Source organism: Bradyrhizobium sp. HKCCYLRH2015 (assembly GCF_051168215.1).
In the GTDB taxonomy this organism is placed as follows: domain Bacteria; phylum Pseudomonadota; class Alphaproteobacteria; order Rhizobiales; family Xanthobacteraceae; genus Bradyrhizobium.
The window spans coordinates 131852-154290 of record NZ_JBNPUO010000006.1 but is presented as its reverse complement, the minus strand read 5'-3'; the positions used below and the strand labels follow the sequence as shown (position 1 = coordinate 154290).

The 22439-nt window shown below is 66.0% G+C and carries 24 protein-coding genes; 9 read left to right on the top strand and 15 right to left on the bottom strand.

Annotated elements, in window-relative coordinates; translation table 11 throughout:
- Positions 1 to 7: 7 nt before the first annotated feature.
- The 6 genes from ACQR1H_RS17260 to ACQR1H_RS17235 form a co-directional block, all read right to left on the bottom strand.
- Positions 8 to 1948, bottom strand: coding sequence for a diguanylate cyclase (locus tag ACQR1H_RS17260; RefSeq protein ID WP_434907903.1), 1941 nt, complete (start codon positions 1946 to 1948; stop codon positions 8 to 10).
- A gap of 206 nt (positions 1949 to 2154) precedes the next feature.
- Positions 2155 to 2880 (bottom strand): HAD family hydrolase, encoded by a 726-nt coding sequence (locus ACQR1H_RS17255; protein WP_434890988.1) that lies wholly within the window; start codon positions 2878 to 2880, stop codon positions 2155 to 2157.
- A gap of 31 nt (positions 2881 to 2911) precedes the next feature.
- On the bottom strand, positions 2912 to 3799 hold the full coding sequence (gene hemF, locus ACQR1H_RS17250; RefSeq protein WP_434907902.1) for an oxygen-dependent coproporphyrinogen oxidase: 888 nt from the start codon (positions 3797 to 3799) through the stop codon (positions 2912 to 2914).
- Between the two features lie 105 nt (positions 3800 to 3904).
- On the bottom strand, positions 3905 to 4273 hold the full coding sequence (locus ACQR1H_RS17245) for a 6-pyruvoyl trahydropterin synthase family protein (protein WP_434907995.1): 369 nt from the start codon (positions 4271 to 4273) through the stop codon (positions 3905 to 3907).
- Between the two features lie 16 nt (positions 4274 to 4289).
- Positions 4290 to 4922, bottom strand: coding sequence for a 7-carboxy-7-deazaguanine synthase (queE, locus tag ACQR1H_RS17240; RefSeq protein ID WP_315802781.1), 633 nt, complete (start codon positions 4920 to 4922; stop codon positions 4290 to 4292).
- Complete coding sequence (locus ACQR1H_RS17235; protein WP_316178147.1) at positions 4919 to 5401, bottom strand: tRNA (cytidine(34)-2'-O)-methyltransferase; 483 nt, start codon at positions 5399 to 5401, stop codon at positions 4919 to 4921. Before ACQR1H_RS17235 ends, queE begins: the two co-directional genes overlap by 4 nt.
- 280 nt (positions 5402 to 5681) lie before the next feature.
- Between ACQR1H_RS17235 and petA the strand changes: the two genes are divergently transcribed.
- The 4 genes from petA (at position 5682) to ACQR1H_RS17215 (ending at position 9608) form a co-directional block, all read left to right on the top strand.
- The gene (petA, locus tag ACQR1H_RS17230; RefSeq protein ID WP_315802877.1) at positions 5682 to 6212 is read left to right on the top strand and encodes a ubiquinol-cytochrome c reductase iron-sulfur subunit; all 531 of its coding nucleotides are present in this window, start codon (positions 5682 to 5684) and stop codon (positions 6210 to 6212) included.
- A gap of 60 nt (positions 6213 to 6272) precedes the next feature.
- Positions 6273 to 8339 carry a cytochrome c1 gene (locus ACQR1H_RS17225; RefSeq protein ID WP_434890989.1) on the top strand — a complete coding sequence of 689 codons (2067 nt, stop codon included), beginning with the start codon at positions 6273 to 6275 and terminating at the stop codon, positions 8337 to 8339.
- 115 nt (positions 8340 to 8454) lie between these two features.
- Positions 8455 to 8787 (top strand): YnfA family protein, encoded by a 333-nt coding sequence (locus tag ACQR1H_RS17220; protein WP_434840525.1) that lies wholly within the window; start codon positions 8455 to 8457, stop codon positions 8785 to 8787.
- A gap of 146 nt (positions 8788 to 8933) precedes the next feature.
- Positions 8934 to 9608 (top strand): dienelactone hydrolase family protein, encoded by a 675-nt coding sequence (locus tag ACQR1H_RS17215; protein ID WP_315802785.1) that lies wholly within the window; start codon positions 8934 to 8936, stop codon positions 9606 to 9608.
- 45 nt (positions 9609 to 9653) lie between these two features.
- Here ACQR1H_RS17215 and ACQR1H_RS17210 read toward each other — a convergent pair whose 3' ends face one another.
- Positions 9654 to 9857, bottom strand: coding sequence for a hypothetical protein (locus ACQR1H_RS17210; RefSeq protein ID WP_434907901.1), 204 nt, complete (start codon positions 9855 to 9857; stop codon positions 9654 to 9656).
- Positions 9858 to 10256: 399 nt separating this feature from the next.
- On the opposite strand from ACQR1H_RS17210, the gene ACQR1H_RS17205 reads away from it, so the two are divergent.
- Positions 10257 to 11309, top strand: coding sequence for a hypothetical protein (locus ACQR1H_RS17205; RefSeq protein WP_316217325.1), 1053 nt, complete (start codon positions 10257 to 10259; stop codon positions 11307 to 11309).
- A 61-nt stretch (positions 11310 to 11370) separates the two neighbouring features.
- Here ACQR1H_RS17205 and ACQR1H_RS17200 read toward each other — a convergent pair whose 3' ends face one another.
- Positions 11371 to 11787 (bottom strand): 4-oxalocrotonate tautomerase, encoded by a 417-nt coding sequence (locus ACQR1H_RS17200; protein ID WP_316238228.1) that lies wholly within the window; start codon positions 11785 to 11787, stop codon positions 11371 to 11373.
- Positions 11788 to 11920: 133 nt separating this feature from the next.
- Between ACQR1H_RS17200 and ACQR1H_RS17195 the strand changes: the two genes are divergently transcribed.
- On the top strand, positions 11921 to 12493 hold the full coding sequence (locus ACQR1H_RS17195; RefSeq protein WP_315802789.1) for a TetR/AcrR family transcriptional regulator: 573 nt from the start codon (positions 11921 to 11923) through the stop codon (positions 12491 to 12493).
- 198 nt (positions 12494 to 12691) lie between these two features.
- Here the strand turns inward: ACQR1H_RS17195 and ACQR1H_RS17190 are convergent, their stop codons facing one another.
- Positions 12692 to 13840 carry an IS4 family transposase gene (locus ACQR1H_RS17190; RefSeq protein WP_316182801.1) on the bottom strand — a complete coding sequence of 383 codons (1149 nt, stop codon included), beginning with the start codon at positions 13838 to 13840 and terminating at the stop codon, positions 12692 to 12694.
- On the opposite strand from ACQR1H_RS17190, the gene ACQR1H_RS17185 reads away from it, so the two are divergent.
- The 3 genes from ACQR1H_RS17185 to ACQR1H_RS17175 all read left to right on the top strand — a co-directional run bounded on the left by ACQR1H_RS17185 (position 13814) and on the right by ACQR1H_RS17175 (position 17120).
- A complete protein-coding gene (locus ACQR1H_RS17185) occupies positions 13814 to 14044 on the top strand; it encodes a hypothetical protein (protein WP_434907900.1) in 231 nt (76 codons plus the stop codon). The two genes, ACQR1H_RS17190 and ACQR1H_RS17185, sit on opposite strands and share 27 nt — an antisense overlap.
- 239 nt (positions 14045 to 14283) lie before the next feature.
- A complete protein-coding gene (locus ACQR1H_RS17180) occupies positions 14284 to 16446 on the top strand; it encodes an anthranilate synthase component I (RefSeq protein WP_315802790.1) in 2163 nt (720 codons plus the stop codon).
- Between the two features lie 134 nt (positions 16447 to 16580).
- Positions 16581 to 17120 (top strand): adenine phosphoribosyltransferase, encoded by a 540-nt coding sequence (locus ACQR1H_RS17175; RefSeq protein WP_315802791.1) that lies wholly within the window; start codon positions 16581 to 16583, stop codon positions 17118 to 17120.
- Between the two features lie 16 nt (positions 17121 to 17136).
- Here ACQR1H_RS17175 and ACQR1H_RS17170 read toward each other — a convergent pair whose 3' ends face one another.
- The 6 genes from ACQR1H_RS17170 to ACQR1H_RS17145 all read right to left on the bottom strand — a co-directional run bounded on the left by ACQR1H_RS17170 (position 17137) and on the right by ACQR1H_RS17145 (position 22432).
- Positions 17137 to 17805: a hypothetical protein gene (locus ACQR1H_RS17170; RefSeq protein WP_315802792.1), complete on the bottom strand. Its 669-nt coding sequence runs from the start codon at positions 17803 to 17805 to the stop codon at positions 17137 to 17139.
- 56 nt (positions 17806 to 17861) lie between these two features.
- The gene (locus ACQR1H_RS17165) at positions 17862 to 18623 is read right to left on the bottom strand and encodes a hypothetical protein (protein ID WP_009025709.1); all 762 of its coding nucleotides are present in this window, start codon (positions 18621 to 18623) and stop codon (positions 17862 to 17864) included.
- Positions 18624 to 18885: 262 nt separating this feature from the next.
- On the bottom strand, positions 18886 to 20085 hold the full coding sequence (locus ACQR1H_RS17160; protein WP_434907899.1) for a M48 family metalloprotease: 1200 nt from the start codon (positions 20083 to 20085) through the stop codon (positions 18886 to 18888).
- 33 nt (positions 20086 to 20118) lie between these two features.
- Entirely contained in the window at positions 20119 to 20676 is a 558-nt protein-coding gene (locus tag ACQR1H_RS17155) for a LemA family protein (protein WP_434907898.1), read from the bottom strand.
- Between the two features lie 189 nt (positions 20677 to 20865).
- Positions 20866 to 21297, bottom strand: coding sequence for a COG4315 family predicted lipoprotein (locus ACQR1H_RS17150; protein ID WP_316178160.1), 432 nt, complete (start codon positions 21295 to 21297; stop codon positions 20866 to 20868).
- A gap of 145 nt (positions 21298 to 21442) precedes the next feature.
- On the bottom strand, positions 21443 to 22432 hold the full coding sequence (locus tag ACQR1H_RS17145; RefSeq protein ID WP_316178162.1) for a small ribosomal subunit Rsm22 family protein: 990 nt from the start codon (positions 22430 to 22432) through the stop codon (positions 21443 to 21445).
- Positions 22433 to 22439 lie beyond the last annotated feature (7 nt).

Below are 22439 nucleotides of genomic sequence, written 5' to 3'. Positions count from 1 at the left end.
TCCGGCGTCAGGCCACCTGCTGGCCCGTCTCCCGATCGGATGGCGTGATGGTGTCGGTCTCCGCACGTGCCACGATGGCATCGAGCGCGGCGACGGCCCGGTTCGTCACCTCGTCGAGCGGCGGCACCATGCCGCCGGAGGCGAGCTCGACCCGGTTGCGGCCCTTGTGCTTGGCGCGGTACAGCGCGCCGTCGGCGACGCGCAGGATCTCCGTCAGGTCGAGGCCGGCCTCGGGATAGGCGGCGACGCCGACCGAGATCGTCACTCGCGGCAGCATGCCCTCGCCATAGCTGATGTTGAGCGCCTCGACGCGGGCGCGCAGCTCCTCCGCGCGCAGCGCGGCCTCCTCGATTCCGCAGTTCGGCAGCATGACGACGAACTCCTCGCCGCCGAGGCGGCAGGGCACGTCGTCGCCGCGGAACGTGGTCTTGAGGATCTCTCCGACATGGCGCAGCACGGTGTCGCCGGCTTCGTGACCGTGATTGTCGTTGAACGACTTGAAGTGGTCGATGTCCAAGGTCACCACGCTCAGCGGCGTCTGATTGCGCGCGGCGCGCAGCAGTTCGCGGCGTGCCGTCTCGATCAGATAGCGGCGATTGTTCAGCCCGGTCAGCGTATCGCGTAGCGACTGGTCACGCAGGCCTTCGCGCAGCTTCATGTTGGCGATGGCAATCGACAGGTGCTCGGCGCAGGCGAGCGCGAGACGAGCCCGATCGGCGAAGCGCGCCTTGGCCTCGGCCGCGGTGTCGCGGTCGTCGAAATTGTAGGCGACGTGCAGCAGTCCGACGGTCTCGCCATGGGCCAGGATCGGGATGCAGCAGTAGTTCTCATTGGTCTCGTGGTGCACGTGGTCGCAGCGGAATTCGACCTCGCTCGTGCCATGGACGTAGACATGGCCGCGGCGCAGGCTCCAGCAATCGTCGGGGTGCAGGGTCCGGGTGGGCAGCGTGCCGTTCCATTCGGCGGCCAGTTCGAGCACGTCGCGGCTGTCGGCGTAGATGTAGAGCGCGCCCGTGCATTCCGGCATCAGTCCGCCGAGCACGGTCGAGATCATTCCGTAGAGCTCGCTCTCGGACTTGGCCGACTGCAGCCATTCGCTGAGCTCCGAGAGGGTTCGTGTCGCCGCGTTCAGGCGTTCGTTCTCGACCAGGCTCTTGCGGAACACGGCCAGCGCCCGCGCCATCATGCCGAGCTCGTTGCTGTGGCCGGCATAGGGAATCTCGGTCTGCAGCTCGCCCCTGGCGATCGCCTCCATGCTGCGGGTGATGCGGAAGATCGGCATCGAGACATCGTGGACGACGAACAGCAGCGTCGCCAGCCCGATCAGCACGCTGACGCCGTTGACCGACCACAGCACCAGGCGAAACACCTGGGCATCCAGCGTCGCGCTCTCGATCGCGCTGTCGGCGCGATGGTCGGCGAGCCTGATGCCGTGTCCGATTGCATCGACCACGGCCTGGAAGACCGGCGGCGTTTCGATGTTGACGACATGCTCCAGGCGGTCGCGGCTCGCCCCGACCTCCGGCTCGAGCATCACCGCCTGCTGCTTCTGGTACAGGTCCCATTTGTTGACGAACTCGTCGAACGCCATCTTCAACGGCGCGTCGGTGCCGATCGTGTCCTGGAAGCGCGCGATCTTCGCATCGACGTCGGTGGTACGGCGTCTCAGCTCCTGCTCGGACGCGGCGCGTGGCTCGGCCGCGGTGGAGAGGGCTGCGCGGATCGCGACGAGATGGGTGTGGGCGATGCTGACGTTGAGATCACCCAGGGTGTGAATCTTCGGCAGCCGGTCGCGGTTGATGTTCTCGATCGCGTCCTGCAGCGCCGACAGCCGCATCGTCGCCATGACCGACACGCCGGCGAGGATCGCCAGCAGCAGGAAGACGGACGTCAGGAGCGAGTTCTTGATCGACACGCCCAGGGAGATCTGCGGCAGATTGAGAGCCATGACACCGACGCTGCTCGAACCGGCTTGCGATCGGTCGAAGCGGCGCGCAAGGACTGGCGCCTATTCCCCTCCAAGCCCCGCAGCGAATAGACGCTTGTGCGAATTTCGATTCGGTTACGGGCAGGCCGCAGGTCACCGGGGGAGGGCACGAACGGCGCGCGCGGTTAAAGGCGCGTGTCCCGTCAAGGTGAACGACGGGCTAACGCTCAGGCCGGCACCAGCTCGGTCAGCGAGCGGATGATGCGGTCGGGCTTGACGTCGGTGCCTTCGGGCAGGCCGTCGCCATGGACGTCGATCCAGATCGAATAGATGCCGAGCCGCTGCGGCGCGACGATCTCCCATTCGAGATTGTCGCCGATCATCCAGGTGTCGTCCGGGCCGACGCCGAGCCGCTCCATCGCATGCCAATAGGCGCGCTCCTCGGGCTTGCCGAAGCCGTGCTCGCCCTCGATCTGGATGTGGTCGAAGCGATGCGCCAGCGCGAAGCGCTCGATCTTGGCGCGCTGCTGCCCGGCCTCGCCGTTGGTGACGAGCGCCAGCCTGACGCCGCGCGCCTTGAATGCGTCGATCGCCTCGTGCGCCCCGGGGAAGACGAACATCTGCTCGTCGCGATAGCCGGTGAAGCGGTCGGCGATGCGGATCGCGAGCTCGGTCGGCAGGGCGGCGCCGGCGCTGGTCAGCGCCGCGAAGCCGCCCTTCACCACCTCCTGCCGCGCCTGGATCAGCTTCATCCGCCACTCCGCGCCCGCGACCGACCAGAAGCTGCGGGCCGAGGCCAGGATCGCGGCGGCCACGGCCTGCGGCGTATGCGGCGCGAGTTCGTCGGCGAACTCGGTGGCGACGATGTTCCAGGCGATCTCGGGACGGCCATAGGCCGACAGGATGGTGTCATCCATGTCGATCAGCATGGCGCGGGGCAGGGCGGCGGTCATAATGAGCTTACGGGTCAATCAAACAAGGGTTTCAGGGCCATTTCACTTCAGGCGGCATCGACGACAGAATGGACTCCACATTGCCACCGGTTTTCAGCCCAAATGTGGTGCCGCGGTCATAAAGCAGGTTGAATTCCACATAGCGGCCGCGCCGGATCAGCTGCTCCTCGCGGTCCGCCTCGGTCCAGGGGGCGGCAAAATTGCGCCGGACCAGCTCGGGATAGATGGCGAGAAAGGCGCGGCCGACGTCCTGGGTGAAGGCCAGGTCGGCCTCCCAGTCGCCGGAATCGTGATGGTCGTAGAAGATGCCGCCGATGCCGCGCGGCTCCTTGCGGTGGGGCAGGTAGAAGTACTCGTCGCACCAGCGCTTGTACTTGTCATAGGAGGCGACAGCCGCGTGCGCGTCGCAGGCACCTCTCATCGCGGCGTGGAAGGCGACCGTGTCAGGGTCCTCCTGGGTGCGGCGGCGGTCCAGCACCGGCGTCAGATCGGCGCCGCCGCCGAACCAGGCTTTTGTCGTGACGACGAAGCGCGTGTTCATGTGCACCGCCGGCACGTGCGGCGACCACAGATGCGCGATCAGCGAGATGCCGGAGGCCCAGAACCGCGGGTCTTCCGAGGCGCCGGGAATCTGGCTGCGGAATTCCGGGGCGAACTCGCCATGCACGGTCGAGCAGTGCACGCCGACCTTCTCGAACAGCCGGCCGTGCATCATGCTCATGACGCCGCCGCCGCCATGCCCGCCGCCATGGTCGGTGCGCTCCCACGGCGTGCGCACGAACCGGCTCGGTGCGCGCGGATAGAGCGCAGCCGGCGCCTCGTCCTCGAGCCGCTCGAACGCCGCGCAGATCTGGTCGCGCAGGCTCTCGAACCAGGCGCGGGCGCGGGCCTTGCGATCCTCGATGGCGGCGATGGTCATGGACGCTCCCCCCTGGCACATTGGCGGTCACCCCGCCGTCAAGAGTCCATGACAGCCGGAGGTGACAGCGCTGTTGTCGCTACGGTTCGGTCCTACCACAATCGATCAGGCCTGCGGACCGAAATAGGTGCAGGTCTCGCGGCAGCTGTCGCGGTGGACGCTGACCTTGGTGACATGGCCGATGGAGCGGACGCGCTCATAGATGAAGCGCGACAGGTTCTCCAGCGTCGGCAGCCCGATCGCCTCGATCTTGTTCAGGAACTTGTGGTCGAGCATGGTCTGGATCTCGCCCAGGCGCTGCGTCAGCACGCCGAAATCCACCACCATGCCGGTCTCGGGATTGGTCGCATCGCCCCGCAACGTCACCTCGGCGCGGAAGGAGTGGCCGTGGATCTCCTGGCTGGCTTCGCCGAGCGTCGTGATCGGCAGCGTATGCGCGGCCTCGAAGGTGAACGACTTGGTCAATTCCCACATCGTGTCAGTCACAGTCCTATCTGATGCCGATCATCTTGTGCGTCTGCAGGCTGAGCCGCCATTGCGGATGATGCTGGCAGTAATCGATGGCGCGCGCCGTGTTCGCTGCCGCCTCGGGCCCGTCCATCGGCTGCAGCGAGAAGCGCTCGAAGGCGAGGCCGTCGAACCGCTCCGGCTCGGCTCCCTGCTGCGGATAGACCAGCTTCAGCTCGTGGCCCTGCCGCAGGTTCAGCTCGGCGCCGGCCTTCGGGCTGACGCAGATCCAGTCGATCCCGTCAGGCGGAATGAGCGTACCGTTGGTTTCGACCCCGACCGCGAAGCCGCGGGCGTGGAGCGCTTCGATCAGGTCGGCATCGACCTGCAGCAGCGGCTCCCCGCCGGTGAGGATCGTATAGCGGTCGGCCGCCCCGCCTGTCCATTGCCCGGCGATGGCCGCGGCCAGGTCGGCGGCATTGGCGTAACGGCCGCCTAGCGTGCCGTCGGTGCCGACGAAATCGGTGTCACAGAACCGGCACGTCGCGGTTGCGCGGTCGGCCTCGCGGCCGCTCCACAGGTTGCAGCCGGCGAAGCGGCAGAACACGGCGGCACGGCCCGCCTGGGCGCCTTCGCCCTGCAGGGTCATGAAGATTTCCTTCACCGCGTAGCTCACGCTCCGGCTCCTTGTGACTGCAATTGGACGAATTGTCCGGTCTGGCGCAGCGCCTCGCCGGTGGCGATCGCCGCCGCCATCGCCACGTTCAGCGAGCGCAGTCCGGGCTTGAGCGGAATCCGCAACCGCGCATCGGCCGCTGCCGCCACGCCGTCCGGCACGCCGGCGCTCTCGCGCCCGAGCAGCAGGATGTCGTCCGGCCGGTAGCTGACGTCGAGATAGCAGGTCGCGGCCCTGGTCGTCAGCAGCAGCAGGCGATGGCCCGCTCCGGACCGCCAGGCCTCGAACGCGCTCCAGGAATCGTGCCGCCGCCAATTCAGCTGGTCCAGATAGTCCATGCCGGCGCGGCGGAACTGGCGGTCGGACACCGGAAAGCCCGCCGGCTCGATGATGTGGGCCGCGAGCCCGAGGCAGGCGCAGAGGCGCAGAATCGTTCCGGTGTTCTGCGGAATGTCGGGCTGATAGAGCGCGATCTGCATGCGAATTGGTCTTAAGACTGAGGCTGAAAGTCCGCTTCGGAAGCGGGAATTGGTGCATGGCGTGCTGCAGGGCCGATAGCGGGCTTGCGCTCGTATCGCAAGGGTGCCAATAGAACGATTCTGGACGGCTTGTTCCCCAGGGGCGGTGGAGCGAGCCGTTTTCTGCCGCCGCGGGGGACGCGGGCGCCGGCAGGATCTCCCGGTCACGTGATCTCCCAGGTCGAGATCGTCAGACGTCGAGCGGGGCGGTTCCACCGGCTGCAACGAAGAAAGGGTTGGAATCGTGACAGCGTCTACTGCGGATCATCCGACACGCCGGGATTTTCTTTTCGTCGCCACGGGCGCTACCGCGGCAGTCGGCGGTGTGCTCGCCCTGTGGCCCTTCATCTCCCAGATGAACCCCGATGCCTCGACCATCGCGGCCGGTGCGCCGATCGAGGTCGATCTCGCGCCCGTCGCCGAAGGACAGGACATCAAGGTGTTCTGGCGCGGCAAGCCGATCTACATCTCCCACCGCACCAAGAAGCAGGTCGAGGAAGTGCGCGCGGTGCCGGTGTCGAGCCTGCCGGATCCGGCGACCGACCAGTCCCGCACCAAGGACGGCCACGAGCAGTGGCTGGTCGTGATCGGCATCTGCACCCATCTCGGCTGCATCCCGATCGCGCATGAAGGCAATTACGACGGCTTCTTCTGCCCGTGCCACGGCTCGCAGTACGACGCTTCCGGCCGCGTGCGCCAGGGACCGGCGCCGCTCAACCTTCCCGTCCCGCCCTATCAGTTCGTTTCCGACACCAAGATCCAGATCGGCTGAGCAGACGTTTGTCTTGAGCTCACGCTCGATCGTGCAAGATAATTTCTTCAGGAACGCATCATGAGTGGACCTTCTGACTACCAGCCGAGCCACCCCGCCTTGAAGTGGCTCGAGCAACGACTTCCGATCATCGGCCTGGTCCACTCGTCCTTCGTTGCCTATCCGACGCCGCGGAACCTGAACTACTGGTGGACGTTCGGCGCCATCCTTTCGATCATGCTGGGCGTGCAGATCGTCACCGGCGTCATCCTGGCGATGCACTACACGCCGCACGCCGACATGGCCTTCAAGTCGGTCGAGCTGATCGTGCGCGACGTGAACTACGGCTGGCTGCTGCGCAACATGCATGCCTCCGGCGCGTCGATGTTTTTCCTTGCCGTCTACATCCACATGTTCCGCGGCCTGTATTACGGGTCATACAAGGCGCCGCGCGAGGTGCTCTGGATCCTCGGCGTCATCATTTATCTCCTGATGATGGCAACGGGCTTCATGGGCTACGTGCTGCCGTGGGGCCAGATGAGCTTCTGGGGCGCCACCGTCATCACCAATTTGTTCTCGGCGGTGCCCTATTTCGGCGAGAGCATCGTGACCCTGCTGTGGGGCGGCTACTCCGTCGGCAATCCCACCCTGAACCGCTTCTTCGCGCTCCACTACCTGCTGCCGTTCCTGATCGCCGGCGTGGTCGTGCTGCACGTCTGGGCGCTGCACGTGGTTGGCCAGAACAATCCGGCCGGCGTCGAGCCGAAGACCGAGAAGGACATGGTGCCGTTCACGCCCTATGCCACGATCAAGGACTTCTTCGGCGTCGCCTGCTTCCTGATCTTCTATTCCTGGTTCATCTTCTACATGCCGAACTATCTCGGCGACGCCGACAACTACATCCCGGCCAACCCGGCGGTGACCCCGGCGCACATCGTGCCCGAATGGTACTACCTGCCGTTCTACGCCATCCTGCGCTCGGTGCCGAACAAGCTCGCCGGCGTGATCGCGATGTTCGCGGCGATCATCGTGCTGGTGTTCCTGCCCTGGCTCGACTCGGCCAAGACCCGCTCGAACAAGTACCGTCCGCTCGGCAAGCAGTTCTTCTGGATCTTTGTCGTCGTCTGCGTCGGCCTCGGCTATCTCGGCGCGCAGCCGCCGGAGGGCGTCTACGTCGTGCTCGGCCGTATCCTGACCGTGCTGTACTTCGCCTACTTCCTGATCGTGCTGCCGCTGCTCGCCCGCATCGAGCGGCCGCGGCCGCTGCCGAACTCGATCGCCGACGACGTGCTGGCGAAGTCCGGCCGCAAGGTGGTGGCCTCGGCCGCGATTGCGCTGGTCGCCGCGGTGTCGCTGCTCGCTGGCAGCATGGGCGATGCCCGTGCCAGCGAAGGCCAGGAGAACCCGCCGTCGGTGAAGTGGTCGTTTGCAGGTCCGTTCGGCACCTTCGATCGCGGCGCCGTGCAGCGCGGCCTGAAGATCTACAAGGAAGTCTGCTCGAACTGCCATTCGCTGAACTATGTGGCGTTCCGCAACCTGGCCGAGCCTGGCGGCCCGGGCTACTCGCCCGCCCAGGCGGCCGCGTTCGCCGCCGAGTACAAGATCAAGGACGGTCCGAACGACGCCGGCGACATGTTCGAGCGCCCGGGCCGTCCCGCCGACTACTTCCCGGCGCCGTTCCCGAACGAGCAGGCGGCCCGTGCGGCCAATGGCGGTGCGGCGCCGCCGGACCTGTCGCTGATCGCCAAGGCGCGCTCCTACAAGCGCGGCTTCCCCTGGTTCCTGATCGACTTCTTCACCCAGTTCCAGGAGCAGGGCCCGAACTACGTCAACGCGCTGCTGCAGGGCTATGAAGAGACCCCGCCGCACGGCGTCACCATCCCGGAGGGCTCGTACTACAACAAGTACTTCCCCGGCCACGCGATCAAGATGCCGCCGCCGCTGTCCGACGGCCAGGTGACGTTCGACGACGGCTCGCCGGCCACCGTGAAGCAGTATGCCCACGACGTCGCGACCTTCCTGATGTGGACCGCCGAGCCGCACATGGAAGCGCGCAAGCGCCTCGGCTATCAGGTGTTCATCTTCCTGATCATCTTCGCCGGCCTGATGTACTTCACCAAGAAGCGGGTCTGGGCCGCCGCGCATTGAGCGGAGCGCGAGCCATCGCCGCATGCGATTGAAAAAGCCCCCTCTGGGGGCTTTTTTGCTTTTGGCCGCTCTGGCCGTCGTAGCGTTGACGAGGCGCGGCAGAGGAGGGGACGCAATGACGTCATTGTTGGCCTTCGCAGGCGCCGCCGTGCTCGAGATCGGCGGCTGCTTTGCGTTCTGGGCTTGGCTGCGGCTCGGCCATTCGCCGCTATGGCTGTTGCCGGGGATGGTCGCGCTTGCCGGCTTCGCCTATCTGCTGACCCTCGCCGACAGCCCGCTCGCCGGCCGCGCCTACGCCGCCTATGGCGGCATCTACATCACGTCGGCGCTGCTGTGGGGCTGGCTGGTCGAAGACCATCGCCCCGATCTGTGGGACGCCGCCGGCGCCCTGATCTGCCTCGCCGGCATGGCCGTGATCCTGTTCGCGCCACGGTCGCTGCCGGTGTAGCGCGGCGACCCGTGGCCGAGCGCGGCGACATCCGGCTACGAAGGCGGTCACGTTGAAGCGAACCCGATCCCCTCCCGTCGCGCCGGACGCGCATTTGCGGTAAACCGCATTCCCAACGTCCCAAACAGAAATTGCGGAGGACCATCATGGGCACACTCATCAGCTTCAAGCGCCCCGACGGCCAGGAGGCCAAGGGCTATCTCGCCAAGGCGGCGCAGGGCAATGCGCCGGGCGTCGTCGTCATCCAGGAATGGTGGGGCCTGCAGGATCAGATCAAGGGCATGTGCGACCGGTTCGCGCTGGCCGGCTTCAACGCGCTGGCGCCGGATCTCTACAAGGGCACGGTGGTGCCGTATCACGACACGGATGCGGCAGGCCGCGAGATGAACTCGCTCGATTTCATGGACGCGACCACGCAGACGGTGCGCGGCGCCGCGCAATATCTCGCCCGTAACGGCGCCAAGGTCGGCCTCACCGGCTTCTGTCTCGGCGGCGCGGTGACGATCATCGGCGCCACCCGGATCGCTGAGCTGACCGCGGGCGTCGTGTTCTACGGCATTCCGCCGGAGCAGGCAGCCAAGCCCGCCGACGTCAAGATTCCGCTGCAGGCCCATTTCGCCAACAAGGACGATTGGTGCACGCCGGCGCTGGTGGACGGCTTCGAGGCGGCGATGAAGGCCGCCGGCAAGTCGCTCGAGCTCTACCGCTACGACGCCGAGCATGCCTTCGTGAACGAGCAGCGCATGACCGTGCACGACCGCGCGGCCGCCGAGCTCGCCTGGGGCCGCGCCACGGCGTTCTTCCACAAGCATCTCGGCTGAGCTGAGGGCAGGGGCGCACCGGTCCGAAGCGGTGCCGCGCGGACTTTACACCGCGCGGACGGCCTTGATCTCGGCCGGCGTCTGTTCGGCCTCGTCGCGGGACGAGGCGTCGTCGGTCGGCTCCAAGGGACGGGCGGGATCGATGCTGGTCGCCGCGTCGGCGGAGCGCCGTCGACGCTTCGTCCTCTTCGCCTGCGCTTCCAGGAAGCAATCGAGCAGCGTCTGCTGCTTCGGAAGCGCATGCGACACAGAAGGCTGTTTGCCGCGAGCCATGTTAACCAAGGTAATTCAATATGGTTAACCAATCATTGCCATACTATGGCAGATAGACAACAGGTGTTGCCCTCACGCACGGTCAAGTTATGTAACTTTTTGCGGTTGTGACAACCGCCGATCGACAGGAGAGGCCTCATGCACGCGCGCAACATGAGGTTGTGACGGGCCGCACAGCCGCCGGCTGCAGCCTTCCGCCGCCTGGCGCTGCGAGGTTTCCGCGAATCACCGTTGTTTCGCCGGGATATGAGCGTTGATCATGTTCGAAACGCGTCGCTTCGTTCGATGTTCGAATTCGCCGCGTCTCGTCGCCGGTTGCGTCGCAGAAACAATCTGAGGTAGCATTCCCCGATCCCTCTGCTGATGGAGAAAGCCGTGCGTGTGGCCTTTGCGCTGGCCGGGCTGGGCGGCTTGAACGCCCATGGCGCCGGCTTCCTCGATACGGCCCGCGCCTGGGGCGTGACGCCGGATCTCGTCACCGCGACATCCGGCCAGATCCTGGTGCTGTCGGCGTGGCTTCAGGGTCTCGATCTGCGCAACGAGCTGATGTCCTCCGACCGCCACCGGGATCCGGCGTCGCAGTTGCGCACGGTGATGTTCGGCTATCCCGGGGTGTTCCGTCCCGCCTATGCCGAGGCGCTGGCGCGCCTCGTCTCCTGGCCGGATTGGCGCGACGGCCCGTTCAACGCCCTCGCCGACCGGCTGTGGCCGGCGCAGCAATATGTCCCGGTGCGCAGCGAGGCCGACTTCGCGCACGCGGCGGAGACGCTCAACGCCACGCCGATCGGCGTCGTGTTCAACACCTATGATCCCGAGACCGGCACCGGCTATCTCTACGGCAACGAGGCGGCGCGGGCGCTGCTGCCGTCGGAGAAGTCGGTTCCCAATGCTCATGCCGTCAAGGCGCGGCAATCGGCGGCGAAGCGCGACCTGCGCTACGCCTCCGAGGTGCTGGCCGAGCGCGCCATCCGCCCGATCACGCCGGAGGCGGTCAAGGCCGCGCTGTGGTTGTCGCTCTACGGCTTCACCAAGCTGCCGCAGGGACAGATGGACGGCGCCTATCACCGTGCCAGCATCATCTCCGAGCTGCACGGTTTCGACCGCGTCTTCGCCGTCCGCCCGCTCGCCCAGGGGTGGCAGGGCCAGGCGCCGGCCAACTGGTTCGAGGTGCAGGACTGGACCACCGAGATGTGGTTCTCGGTCGGCTACAAAGCCGAGGTCGATGCGCTCAAGCGCATCAACGACCTGATCGCGAGCGGCGCCATCACCGATCCCAAATACAAGACCGTGGAGCTGGTCGAGATCCAGCCGGAGACGCCGGCCGGCTATTTCAACTACTTCGTCGAGCGCGGCGAGGTGTATGAGAACGCGGTGGTGGCCACGGAGCAGAAGTTTGCGGAGCTCGGGCTGGTGAAGCCGGGGACGTGAGCGCTCGGCATTCGGTCACGGCCGCCGCCGCGCGATGCGGCAGCGGCCGCGATGGCCGTGGTCAGCCTGCGGTGATGGCCCCCACAAGCGCTTCGTTGGTCATCGGCCTGCCGTGCAGATTCCAGGTGCCGTCGACGGCGTGGACGCCGTTGGACCAGATCCGGTCCCTCGCCAGCGCCCCGCCGGAGAGGTCATGCAGAATGTCGGTGGCTTCGCCGAAGAACGCCGTCTGGATGTCGTGGCTGGCGAGCGCAAAGGACGGCGTCTTGGTCTCGATCCAGGCTCCGTCGACAGGCGTGCCACCGGCGAAGGTCTGGCCCTTCGGCAGGATGTTCAGATGGGCTGTGACGTTCGCCGTCATGATCCTGTTTCCCGCGAGACCATGATGTCTCAGGAACGCTTCCGTGATCCGCGCGACGGCGATCGGCGCCTTGTCGGCAGCGATGACGCCTTCGGTGAGTGTGAGACTGATCGGCATGAGTCCTCCTGTGCCCGCGCTATGGCGGTTGTCCGGGGAATGGCGGCCATTATATAACGACCGTGATGTATTAATAGAATAACGATCGTTATGAGTCAAATCATGAAATAACGATCGCTATGAGAGGCGCCAGATGCGGTATCAGGCCGAACATAAGCTGGAAGCAAAGGCAAAACTGTTGGAGGCCGCAGGCCGCGGATTTCGCCGGCTCGGCTATGGCGGGATCGGCGTCGATGGTCTGGCCAAGGAGGCCGGGGTCACCTCCGGCGCATTCTACGGTCATTTCAAGTCGAAGGACGCCGCGTTCGAATCCGCCGCCTTGGCCGGACTCGAGGAACTCAGAGCCGGCATTGCAGCCCTTCAGGCGGAGCAGGGCGCCCGCTGGGCCGAGACGTTCGTCGCCTTCTATCTCGGTGAGCGCCTCACTTGCGCGCTGGATGCGAGCTGCGGCCTGCAGAGCCTGACCCCGGACGTCACGCGCGCCAGCGCGGCCATCAAGGCCAGCTACGGCGCGGCGCTCGAACGGGTCGCCCGGCAGATCGCGAAAGGGTTGCAGGGAAAGACCGACGAGGCGCGGCTGCAAAAGGCCTGGGCATTGATGGCGCTTCTCTCGGGCGGCGTGACCATGGCGCGCAGCGTCGCCTCACCCGAAGCCCGCGACGCCATCGCCGCCCATCTCAAGCAAGCCGCGCGCGGGCTGCTATAGGGCAATTGCCGCGCGAGTACTCAGCTTCGCAAGTTGTGAGTTGCCGCTCGCCCAACAGCGGTGAGCCCCGCTCCCTGCAAGGGGCACTCCAGGGCAGGGCTGTCGCATATGGAGATGCGGAGCTATCCCAGCGAACTATCCTGCCGACTAGTTGCTCCGTCATGCCCGGGCTTGTCCCACGGCTGTCCGGTTGAGGTTTTAGCATATACTAAGGCTCAGCTGGCGGTCGTCTCGGGTGAGAGACTGTGGAGGATCGAGCAGTCCATCGATCCTCCTGCGGTGCATGAGGTTTTGCGCGACCAGGCCGGTAAAGGTCCGCAGGCTTTCCACGCTGCTTTGCAGCTTATGGGCCGCGCGCAGCAGGAGATGAGCGATCAGCGCCACTGCAATCTGGATGCGTATGGCGTTCTCGGACGTTCCGAGGAAGTGTCTGATCTTCAGCGTGTGCTTGACCCAGCGAAAGAACAGCTCGATCTGCCAGCGGCGCTTGTAAAGGTCGGCAATTTCGTCGGCAGATGCGTCGAGGTCGTTGGTTATGATGCGCAGGACCTTGCGGGTTTCCGTGGCAACTCTGACCTCACGGACGGGATCCTGGAACGGGTTCTTTCGCGAGACAGCCAATCTGCCAGGCAGCAGGCCGATCCGATCGGACAACACGGACGAGCCCTCCGGGATTGTCTTCTCAGTCACGTCTCTGAGTTTAGTATTCGCCTTGAGACGGGTGACGAGACGGCACCCCTGCTCGTTGAGATTGGCCCACCAGCCGTAGTCATAGTAACCGAGGTCGAAGACGTAAGTCGCGCCCGGGCGGATCGGAAGAGATTTTGCCGCGGTGATGTCGTTGACGTTTCCCGCGGTCACGTCGGCCGTAACCGGATTTCCGGTATCCGGATTATAAACGATGTGCAGCTTGAAGCAGTTGATGCCGCTGCTGAACTTGGCCCAGCTGGCGCTGAGAGAGTTCAGGGGAAATCTGGTCGAATCGACCAGGTAGACCGCATCCGCCACCTCGTTTGCCAGCTTCCGCTCACAGCGTTTCATCATCTCTGCCAACAGACCGGCAAAGACCTCGGGCCGTCGCTTTGCATTGGCATCGGCCAGCGTCGAACGCGAAACCACCTTGGCGCCTACGTGATAGAGCCGTGCAGCGTGGCTCTCGAAAGCAGCTTCAATGGCACGCAGGCTCTCAGCGCGAGCCAGTTGCGCATAGAGCAAAGCACAAAACTGATTCCGGGTACTGAGCCGGCGCACCCGCTTGTCTCCTCCATGTGTTTCCACAAGCCGGTCAAAAACCCTCCACGGAACGAGCTTCTGCAGACCGTGAAATACAGTATTGTGGTGGCGCATGGCGGGATCCTCCTCGTGTGTCTCGAACATTTGGCGATGCTCAAGATCGCAGAAGAATCCACGCCATGCGCCTTGTCCAGCCTGCCTGAACCGGACAGCCGTGGGCTTGTCCCGGGCATCCACATCGTTCTCAGCATGCCGGACGACGTGGATGGCCGGGACAAGCCCGGCCATGACGAGGTGGAGAAAGACGCGCACACGTAAGCGCCACCCCCACCTGTGTCCCCGCCGCCCCTTGACCCCGCCCGCCGCCCGTGGTCAGTTCCGCCGCATGAGCACCCTTGTCCGCCCAGCCCGTCTCTGGTGGCGCACCTTGTAAGAGGTGGCCGGTGCGATTCATTTGACATTCGATCGCAGAGGGCCGCCACGCAGCGGCGGCTTCCGGTTGGTCCTGTGTGGCGTTTCCTCGGCAAATTCCGTAAGAGGACGCCCAAGAGGACCCCATGAACAGGACCGTTTTCGCCCTTCCGGCCCGCAGCGACTACCGCACCTCCAGCGGGCTCGCGATCACGCGCGCCGTCGAGCAGTTTTCCGGCAATGCCAGCCGGCTCGACGACCTGATCGACCTGCTCGACCGCCGCCGCGGCGTGGTGCTGTCCTCGGGCACGACCGTGCCCGGCCGCTACGAGAGTTTTGACCTCGGCTTCGCCGACCCACCGCTGGTGCTGGAAACCAAGGGCACCGACTTCACCCTGCAGGCGCTCAACCGCCGCGGCGAGGTGCTGATCGCGTTCCTGAAGGACACGTTGCGCGAGCCCTGCGTGGTCATTACTGCGGCTTCGCCGGCGCGGCTGGCCGGACACATCGTCCGCGGGCCTGCCCCGGTCGAGGAGGACCAACGCACCCGCCGCGCCAGCGTGATGTCGCTGGTGCGGGCGATGATCGCCGCGCTGTCCGCCAATGACGATCCGCTGCTCGGCCTGTTCGGCGCCTTCGCCTACGACCTCGTCTTCCAGATCGAGGACCTCGTGCAGAAGCGGCCGCGCGAAAAGGACCAGCGCGACATCGTGCTCTACGTGCCCGATCGCCTCCTGGCCTATGACCGCGCCACCGGCCGCGGCGTCGTGCTGTCTTATGATTTCTCCTGGAACGGCCAGTCGACATCAGGCCTGCCGCGCGACACCGACGCCAGCGTCTATCTGAAGGAGCCGCGCCAGGGCTTTGCCGACCACGCGCCGGGCGAGTACCAGGCCACGGTCGAGAAGGCCCGCGCCGCCTTTGCCCGCGGCGACCTGTTCGAGGCGGTGCCCGGCCAGTTGTTTGCCGAGCCGTGCGAGCGCTCGCCGGCGGAAGTGTTCCAGCGGCTCTGCCGGATCAACCCGTCGCCCTATGGCGCGCTGATGAATCTCGGCGACGGCGAGTTCCTGGTGTCGGCGTCGCCCGAGATGTTCGTCCGCTCCGACGGCCGCCGCGTCGAGACCTGCCCGATCTCCGGCACCATCGCGCGCGGCCGCGACGCCATCGGCGATGCCGAGCAGATCCGTCAGCTCCTGAACTCGGAGAAGGACGAGTTCGAGCTCAACATGTGCACCGACGTCGACCGCAACGACAAGGCGCGCATCTGCGTGCCCGGCACCATCAAGGTGCTGGCGCGCCGCCAGATCGAGACCTACTCGAAGCTGTTCCACACCGTCGACCACGTCGAGGGCATGCTGCGGCCGGGCTTCGACGCGCTCGACGCGTTCCTGACCCACGCCTGGGCCGTGACCGTCACCGGCGCGCCAAAGCTGTGGGCGATGCAGTTCGTCGAGGACAATGAGCGCTCGCCGCGGCGCTGGTACGCCGGCGCGATCGGCGCCGTGAATTTCGACGGCTCGATCAACACCGGCCTCACCATCCGCACCATCCGCATGAAGGACGGGCTCGCCGAGGTGCGCGTTGGCGCCACCTGTTTGTTCGATTCGGACCCCGCGGCCGAGGATCGCGAGTGCCAGGTCAAGGCGGCGGCGCTGTTCCAGGCGCTGCGCGGCGATCCGCCGAAGCCGCTGTCGTCGACGGCGCCGGACGCGACAGGCTCCGGCAAGAACGTGCTGCTGATCGATCATGACGACTCGTTCGTGCACATGCTGGCCGACTATTTCCGCCAGGTCGGCGCCAACGTCACGGTGGTGCGTTATGTCCATGCACTGAAGATGCTGGCCGAGCGCAGCTGGGATCTGATCGTGCTCTCGCCGGGGCCGGGCCGTCCCGAGGACTTCAAGATCTCGACCACCATCGATGCCGCGCTTCAAAAGAAGCTGCCGATCTTCGGCGTCTGTCTCGGCGTGCAGGCGATGGGAGAGTATTTCGGCGGCCAGCTCGGCCAGCTCGCCCAGCCCGCGCATGGAAGGCCCTCGCGGGTCCAGGTGCGCGGCGGCCGCCTGATGCAGGGGCTGCCGAATGAGATCGTGATCGGCCGCTATCACTCGCTGTTCGTCGAGCGCGACAGCATGCCCGAGGTGCTGACGGTGACGGCGGCAACCGAGGACGGCGTGGCGATGGCGATCGAGCACAAGACGCTGCCGGTCGGCGGCGTGCAGTTCCATCCGGAATCGCTGATGTCGCTCGGCGATGCCGTCGGTTTGCGGATCGTGGAGAATGCATTCCGGCTGAAGCAGCCGGCGTAACAGGTGGTCGCCGTCATCGCGAGGAGCGTAGCGACGAAGCGATCCAGAGTTGTTTTCGCGGCCCTGGATTGCTTCGCTTCGCTCGCAATGACGAATTCCTCGCGGTCACGGCAAAACAAGGTAGCGAGAGCACGATGACGTTCGATCTGGACATCAAGAACACGGTCCGCACCATTCCGGACTATCCGAAGCCCGGCATCCTGTTCCGGGACATCACGACGCTGTTGGCGGACGCGCGCGCGTTCCGCCGCGCGGTGGACGAGCTGGTGCATCCCTGGGCCGGATCGAAGATCGACAAGGTCGCCGGCATCGAGGCCCGCGGCTTCATCCTCGGCGGCGCGGTCGCGCATCAGCTCTCGGCCGGGTTCGTGCCGATCCGCAAGAAGGGCAAGCTGCCGCACAAGACGGTCAGCATGTCCTACGCGCTGGAATACGGCACCGACGAGATGGAGATGCATGTCGACGCGGTGCAGCCCGGCGAGCGCGTGATCCTGGTCGACGATCTCATCGCCACCGGCGGCACGGCCGAGGGCGCGGTGAAGCTGCTGCGCCAGATCGGCGCGACCGTGGTGGCGGCCTGCTTCATCATCGACCTGCCGGATCTCGGCGGCGCCGCCAAGCTGCGCGCGCTCGACGTGCCCGTGCGCACGCTGATCTCGTTCGAAGGGCACTGAAACGCGCGCGGCGGCGTCAGGACCGCTGCATCAGGAGCTCGTTCTCGATCTCGCGCAGCGCATAATAGTTGCGCCGGATCCATTGATAGAGCTCGGTGGAGGGGTCCTTCTCCTGGCGCAGATAGCCGGTGAAGGAGAACGAGAAGCGCTCGATGTAGGTTCGGAGGAAGGCGGGCAGGGCGGCAATGCGCAGATGCTTGCTGCGGCTGTAGAGGTCGGGGAGCTCCTCGCGCAGCACGTGGTCGTTCTCGACCACGATCAGCTGTGCCTTCGGGATCTGCCGCCGCAGGGCGTCATAGGCGCGCATCGAGACGCGGTCGCCCTCGGCGCAGTACAGCACGATCGGGACCACGTTCCGCCGTGCGGCCTCCTTCAAAAAGCCGATCTGTTCGGACATTTTGAAGAACTCGTCGAACGAGTAGTAGCCGAGGTCGATCACCTTGGGGATACCGTCGTTGAGGATCACCCGGTCCATCAATTGGATCTTGCCGTAGGTGTCCTCGATCGTCGCGGTTTCCGTGATCTGCGGCAGGAAGTCGAGCAGCGACGGCTCGCGCAGGGTGACGTCGAAGGCGAGCACCTGGCCGTTCTTGAGCAGCAGGAACTCGCTCAGGACCCGCGCAAGCAGCGTCTTCCCGGATTGCGGCCGGGGCGAGCAGACGATGTAGACGGGCGTCGCGGGCATCCGACCTATATCAGGTCAAATGCGGTTGCGATAAAGTCCCATCAGTCACGGGAATGCTATTTTTCCCCGGCCGGCCGCGGCGCCGCCGCCTTGGTCGAGCCGACGATGTCGGTCAGCTTGATCCGGTCGTACTCGCTCCAGACATTGGCGAGCCAATGCCGGACATAGCCGCGCAGCACGAAGGAGTAGTTGGCGGCCTCGTCGCGCGGCCCCTTGTTGGCGACGAATTTGAGGAACGGCACCGACGCCACCTCGACCTGCTCGAACGCCATCTCGTTGAGCTTGGGGATGGTCAGCTCGGTCGCGTCCTTGATGCGGTGGAAGTAGGAATTATAGGTCGATTGGTCCCACTCGAAGAAGCTGGTGTTGTTGATGAAGTTCTTCACCAGGAAATATTTCGCCCCGATCATGTAGCTCGCGGTCTCGGCGATCTCGTCGAGCGAGGCGATCGACGAGCCCAGGATGTGGAACACCGCGAAGGTGATCTGGCCGGAGCGGGCGGCGTCGAGGAAGCCGATGTCGCGCAAGGCGGCCAGTGTCGGCGACATCAGGCCGGCGCGGACGTCGATCACGGTCACCGAGGGCGCCACCGCGCTCAATGTGTCGAAGATCTTCATCTGGTCCGGCGTCGAGTTCATGTCGACGATCTCGGTGATCTCCGGGTGGAAGCGCTTCAGGGTGCCGCGCGGATGCTCGGTGTCGAACGCCCGGGTGGGGACGTTGTTGGCGCTGAAATAATCGAGCAACGTCCGCGACACCGTGGTCTTGCCGACCCCGCCCTTGTCCGCGCCCACCACAACCACTGCCGGTTTCGCCATGGAAAGTCCTTCAGCCCTGAGGCCGGCCAGGGGGCCGGCGCATTGCATTCTGCTTTGGGCGCGAACATGGCAGAAACGCTGGAGAATTCAAATTCATTGCAGCACGGGACCGGGGAAATTTGCGCCTTCGCCGCCGCGGGCCGGAGCAATCGGAGGCATTCCGGCCAAACGTTCGTGCCGGCGAGGAAGCACTTGCAAGCGAGTGGCAGCACGATTGCCCGTCGCACGGCATTCGCCCCCGATTCCGCTGCGAAGGAGGGGTCTAGTGCCGGCCCCAGGGACCGGTTGCGGGTGTGCTCCAAGGTCCCTCGGGAGCGGCTTGTCCCTGGCCGGATGGCGTAGGCGGGCCATCGGCCTGGCCCCAGGGACCGCCGGACGGCAGCGGTGGCGGAGCGTCGCTTTCGGTCGCGTTGGCGCCGGTGTCGTCCGGCGGTGCCTCGTCCGTGGGCAGCGCCAGCGGGCCCGGATCGTGGCCGCCGGCGAACTTGATCAGCGTCTGGACCCGGGCATCGACGGAAGGGTGGGTGGCGAACAGGTCGGCAAAGCCCTCGCGCGGATTGTCGACGCACAACTCCATGACGGCGGAGGTGGCGCCGGGCAGCTCGCCGCGCCCTTCGATCTTGCGCAGGGCGCTGATCATGGCGTCCGGATTCTTGGTCAGCTCGACCGACCCGGCATCGGCGAGGTATTCGCGGGTGCGCGACAGCGCCAGCTTGACCACCTGGGACAACAGCCAGGCCACCACGATCAGCACGACCGCGATGATCACGACGATGATCGCCCCGCCGCCGGAGCCCTTGCGGTCGGAGTCGGACGAGGAGGAGGACGACGACGAGCGGCCCCAGCCGCCGCCCCAGCTCATGTTGGTGAACAGGCGGAAGAACAATTCGCCGAAGAAGCCGACGACGCCGGCGATGATGACGGCCACCACCATCAGCTGCACGTCGCCGTTGCGGATGTGGGTGAGCTCGTGACCCAGCACCGCCTCGATCTCCTGGTCATCGAGCGCAGCGAGCAGGCCGGTCGTGACGGTGACGGCGTATTGCCGCTGATTGAGGCCGGTGGCGAAGGCATTCAGCGCTGGGCTGTCCATGATCTTCAGCTTCGGCATGGTGATGCCGCGCGAGATGCAGAGATTCTCGAGCAGATTGTACAGCCGCGGCTGCTCCTGACGCGTGACCGCGGTCCCGCCGGTCACGGCGTCGATCATCGTCTGGTGGAAGAAATAGGCGATCACGATCCAGGCCGCCGCGCCCAGCGTGGCCCAGGGCAGCGCCTTGATCAGGTCGCGGGTGGCAGCGTTCATGTAATAGGCGACGCTGCCATTGCCGTTGATCATGACCTCCGCGATCAGCGCACCGGCGAACACCAGCACATAGATCAGCAGGAACAGGCCGCCGAGCAGCAGCACCGAACGGGTCTTGTTCGATGCGATGTGGGTGTAGAGACCGTAGGCGGCCATGGCGTCAGACCCTTCAGCGCGGAAGGCGCGGGATCAGAACTTGACGCTCGGCGCGGCCTCGACGTCGGCCCGGCTGGCGCCGAGATCGAAGAACTCCTTGCGGGTGAAGCCGAAGGTGCCGGCGAACAGTGCGGCGGGCATCTGCTGGATGCCGGTGTTGTACTCCTGGACCGCATTGTTGAAGAAGCGGCGGCTCGCGGCGATCTTGTTCTCGATGTCGGACAGCTCGCTGGCGAGCTGCTGGAAGTTCGCATTGGCCTTCAGATCCGGATAGGCCTCGGACAGCGCAATCAGCCGTCCGAGCGCGCCGGAGAGCTGGCCTTCGGCGGCCGACATCTGCGCCGGGCCTTGGGCCGACATGGCCGCATTGCGGGCCTTGATCACCTCATCCAGCGTACCACGCTCATGCGCGGCATAGCCCTTCACGGTCTCGACCAGGTTCGGGATCAGATCGTGGCGCTGCTTGAGCTGGACGTCGATGTCGGCAAAGGCCTGGCCGACCCGCTGGCTGAGGGCGACCAGCCGGTTGTAGGCGCCAAGGGCGAACAGCACGAGAATGACGATGATGCCGAGGACGATCCAGCCGGACATGACGGGCTCCGAGGGAGGGGGCGGGAGAACGAGGCGGCCGACACGCGACGGCGCCGCCGGTCCGCAGGTGGACCGGCGTGCATTGGTCGCATCAGGGTGGATGCCCGTTCAAGTCGCTTGAACCTGACCGCTCCGTTCGATGGACGCCCAAGCGGCCGAATTGGCACCGGAGGCAACGACGCGCAAGGCTCAATAGGGACGGGCGACCCGCCATTGCTGCGTGGGGTCGTTGCCCTTGATATCGCCGGGGGCGCTGTCGAGCTGCGAGGTGTAGAGCGGCCGGTAGCGGTAGGCCCACATCTTCTTGCCGTCGCTGCGGGTGATGACGGTGAAGTCGCCGGTCGCGACCGCGTTGTCGGGCGCCGCCAGCGGGGGGCGCTTCTGGGCACAGTCGCCGTCGCAGGTCGATTTGTTCCCGGTCGTGTCGCGCTCGGTATAGTACAGCGTCATGCCTTTCGGGTCCGTCAGAACCGGCCCGTTCTTGCCGATGATCGCCCTGGCCGGCGGGCCTTCCTGCTTGGGAGCCGGCGGCGGCGCCGAGGACTCGCCGCCATGGCCGCCCGCGAAGGCGGTCCCTGCCGAAGCCAGCAGCATCGCAGCGATCGTCATCGTCCTGAACATCGAAATGCATTCCCTTGTGAGCAGCGCATGTCAGCGCCCGTTGCAGCTCACCGTAGCAAACGCGGATTTCTCGCCGGTTTCGCGAAATCGCGAAAATGAGAGACAAACTCGACCTGTCGTTAACCATCGGCGGCCGGGCAGGTATTCAGTGGCGCGGCGGCGGCTCGACGCCGTCGCCCCAGTCCCAGCGCCGGGCGGCGGCGAAGGCGGGCTTGTCGCGGCGCGGGATGCTGACGACGCGGGCAGCGCCATCCGCCTGGCACAGCTTCGCGGCTGTCGCGACCTTGGTGACCGACGGCGGCGCGAGCACGCGTGCGGCGGGCCGATGCGTTGCTGGCTTGCGAGTGAGGGCAATGAAGCTGAACTTCTCGTCCTCGAACGGGACGTCGGCGCCCTTCAGCTCGCGATGCGCCCGGGACCGCGCCAGCCGCTGCGCGAAGTGGCACCAGTCCGGTGCGACCAGCGGGCAGGGGGCTGCGTGCGGGCAGGGCGCCGCGACATGAGCCCCGGCCGCGATCAGGCGGTCGCGCGCCGCGATGATGCGCTGATAGCCGGCGGGCGTGCCGGGCTCGACGATGAGGAGCGTATCGCCGGTCGTCGCCCACAGCGCGTCCACGATCGCGGAGCGTTCAGCGTCCGCCAACTCGCCGATCATGTAGCTGGCGATGACGAGATCGGCACGTCCGGCACGATCGAGCAGCCCTCGCGCCGGTCCCAGCGCATAAGAGAGGCCGCTGAGGCGCATCGTGTCCTCAGCGAGCGTCAGCGCCAACCCGCGCAACGCTGGATTGGAATCGACGGCGCTGAACGAGGTCAGCGACGGAAAGGCTTCCGCCGCAGCGAAGCTCGCGGTCGCTGGCCCGGCACCGACGTCCAGCAGCGAGGCCGGTGCGAAGTCCGGGCAGGCCTGCATCACGGCGTTCAGGCTCGCCGCGATCGCGGCATAAGTCGCCGGCATCCGCACGGTGGCATAGGCGATGGCGTCGGCGTCGCTCGTGATCGTTCCGGAATTGCCGCCGCTGCGATAGGCGGCCGAGATGCGGGCCGCTCGGGCCGCTGCATCCTGCCGCGACTGCCCGTGCAGCCTGGCTTCGAGGGACGCCTTCAGCGCGGCGGGCAGATCGGGAGAGATCATCGTCCTC

Coding starts and splice junctions, on each gene's coding strand:
- ACQR1H_RS17260 (WP_434907903.1), bottom strand. CDS start 1,948: ATGGCTCTCAATCTGCCGCAGATCTCCCTGGGCGTGTCGATCAAGAAC.
- ACQR1H_RS17255 (WP_434890988.1), bottom strand. CDS start 2,880: ATGACCGCCGCCCTGCCCCGCGCCATGCTGATCGACATGGATGACACC.
- hemF (WP_434907902.1), bottom strand. CDS start 3,799: ATGACCATCGCCGCCATCGAGGATCGCAAGGCCCGCGCCCGCGCCTGG.
- ACQR1H_RS17245 (WP_434907995.1), bottom strand. CDS start 4,273: ATGTGGGAATTGACCAAGTCGTTCACCTTCGAGGCCGCGCATACGCTG.
- ACQR1H_RS17235 (WP_316178147.1), bottom strand. CDS start 5,401: ATGCAGATCGCGCTCTATCAGCCCGACATTCCGCAGAACACCGGAACG.
- ACQR1H_RS17225 (WP_434890989.1), top strand. CDS start 6,273: ATGAGTGGACCTTCTGACTACCAGCCGAGCCACCCCGCCTTGAAGTGG.
- ACQR1H_RS17220 (WP_434840525.1), top strand. CDS start 8,455: ATGACGTCATTGTTGGCCTTCGCAGGCGCCGCCGTGCTCGAGATCGGC.
- ACQR1H_RS17215 (WP_315802785.1), top strand. CDS start 8,934: ATGGGCACACTCATCAGCTTCAAGCGCCCCGACGGCCAGGAGGCCAAG.
- ACQR1H_RS17200 (WP_316238228.1), bottom strand. CDS start 11,787: ATGCCGATCAGTCTCACACTCACCGAAGGCGTCATCGCTGCCGACAAG.
- ACQR1H_RS17195 (WP_315802789.1), top strand. CDS start 11,921: ATGCGGTATCAGGCCGAACATAAGCTGGAAGCAAAGGCAAAACTGTTG.
- ACQR1H_RS17190 (WP_316182801.1), bottom strand. CDS start 13,840: ATGCGCCACCACAATACTGTATTTCACGGTCTGCAGAAGCTCGTTCCG.
- ACQR1H_RS17180 (WP_315802790.1), top strand. CDS start 14,284: ATGAACAGGACCGTTTTCGCCCTTCCGGCCCGCAGCGACTACCGCACC.
- ACQR1H_RS17175 (WP_315802791.1), top strand. CDS start 16,581: ATGACGTTCGATCTGGACATCAAGAACACGGTCCGCACCATTCCGGAC.
- ACQR1H_RS17170 (WP_315802792.1), bottom strand. CDS start 17,805: ATGCCCGCGACGCCCGTCTACATCGTCTGCTCGCCCCGGCCGCAATCC.
- ACQR1H_RS17165 (WP_009025709.1), bottom strand. CDS start 18,623: ATGGCGAAACCGGCAGTGGTTGTGGTGGGCGCGGACAAGGGCGGGGTC.
- ACQR1H_RS17160 (WP_434907899.1), bottom strand. CDS start 20,085: ATGGCCGCCTACGGTCTCTACACCCACATCGCATCGAACAAGACCCGT.
- ACQR1H_RS17155 (WP_434907898.1), bottom strand. CDS start 20,676: ATGTCCGGCTGGATCGTCCTCGGCATCATCGTCATTCTCGTGCTGTTC.
- ACQR1H_RS17150 (WP_316178160.1), bottom strand. CDS start 21,297: ATGTTCAGGACGATGACGATCGCTGCGATGCTGCTGGCTTCGGCAGGG.
- ACQR1H_RS17145 (WP_316178162.1), bottom strand. CDS start 22,432: ATGATCTCTCCCGATCTGCCCGCCGCGCTGAAGGCGTCCCTCGAAGCC.